Source organism: Fulvivirga imtechensis AK7, assembly GCF_000331535.1.
GTDB classification, from domain to species: Bacteria; Bacteroidota; Bacteroidia; order Cytophagales; family Cyclobacteriaceae; genus Fulvivirga; species Fulvivirga imtechensis.
Window position 1 is genome coordinate 1 of record NZ_AMZN01000159.1, and the last position, 1,121, is coordinate 1,121.

Here is a 1,121-nt window from a genome sequence, read left to right on the forward strand (position 1 = left end):
CTAGTGTAATGATTTTTTATAAACCGAACTATTTCCTTTGTAAGTCCACTGAAATGGTTTAGCCCTGGTTTTATTGTAAGTTTCAATATAGTTAAGAATTTGGTCTACCAGTTGTTTTTTAGAATGCCAAACGCCTCCTTTTAATACATCCTTTGTCAGGATGTTAAACCATATTTCTATTTGGTTGAGCCAGGAAGAATAGGTAGGTGTAAAATGAATGCTCACCCGTTTTTTAGAAGATATCCATTCATGGACTTTCTTGTGCTTATGTACATTGAGGTTATCGGCGATAATGTGGAGGTGTTTACCGGGATATTTTCGGTAGAGCTTTTTGAGGAACTTCAGGAAGTTTTGGTGATTGTTTTTGTTGATGGTTTCCGCAGTTATTTCCCCTTTGTGGACCGCCAAAGCGGCTATTAATGAGACTGTCCCGTTGCGCTTGTAGGTAGCCGTAAGGCGTTTGGCATTCCCACTTCTCATCGGTAATTCAGGCTGACTCCTGTCCAGGGCCTGGATTTGGGTCTTTTCATCTACAGAAAGCACTATGGCTTTTTCATCGGGATGTAGGTATAACCCGATCACATTGAGCATTTTTTCTTCAAATTCCGGATCGGTACTCTTTCCGCACCAATAGTCAACCTTATGAGGTTTTAAGGCATGTTCCTTCAATGTTTTTTGAACCGTGCCCTGGCTCATCCCCAGTTCTGCGGCAATCCTGCGCTGACTCCAGTTGGTATAGCCTCCTTCGGGTTTTTCACAGGCTTTCTGTACAATCCTGGCCTTATCCTCATCAGTGTAGGTAGGTTTAACGCCTCGACCGGGTTTATCCTTTAATCCACTGACTCCACTTGTAACAAACCGCTTCTTCCATTTAGCTACAGCTTCACGGCCTATTGAAAGCTCCTGCTGCACCTGGTCATAACTTTTTCCTTCATGTAATTTCAGGATGATCCGTGAACGTACTACGTAACGATGATCCAGTTTGTTTGCTCGGGACATGCTGGTGAGCTCTTCAATGTCCTGCTCTGATAAGTTCAGGGGTGTTGCTATTCTTGCCATATACCAAAGATAGGCATTTTTTATCAAAATTAGTTCGTCTTTTTGTAATTCTTTACACTAGC

At 42.3% G+C, this 1,121-nt stretch carries 1 protein-coding gene; it reads right to left on the reverse strand.

What is annotated here, in order from left to right; all coding sequences use genetic code 11:
* On the reverse strand, positions 1-1,059 hold the full coding sequence (locus tag C900_RS27455) for an IS630 family transposase (protein WP_040497695.1): 1,059 nt from the start codon (positions 1,057-1,059) through the stop codon (positions 1-3).
* Between the last annotated feature and the right edge of the window lie 62 nt (positions 1,060-1,121).

Bases quoted from the DNA above. Each gene is read 5' to 3' on its own strand.
- C900_RS27455 (WP_040497695.1), bottom strand. From the start codon at position 1,059: ATGGCAAGAATAGCAACACCCCTGAACTTATCAGAGCAGGACATTGAA.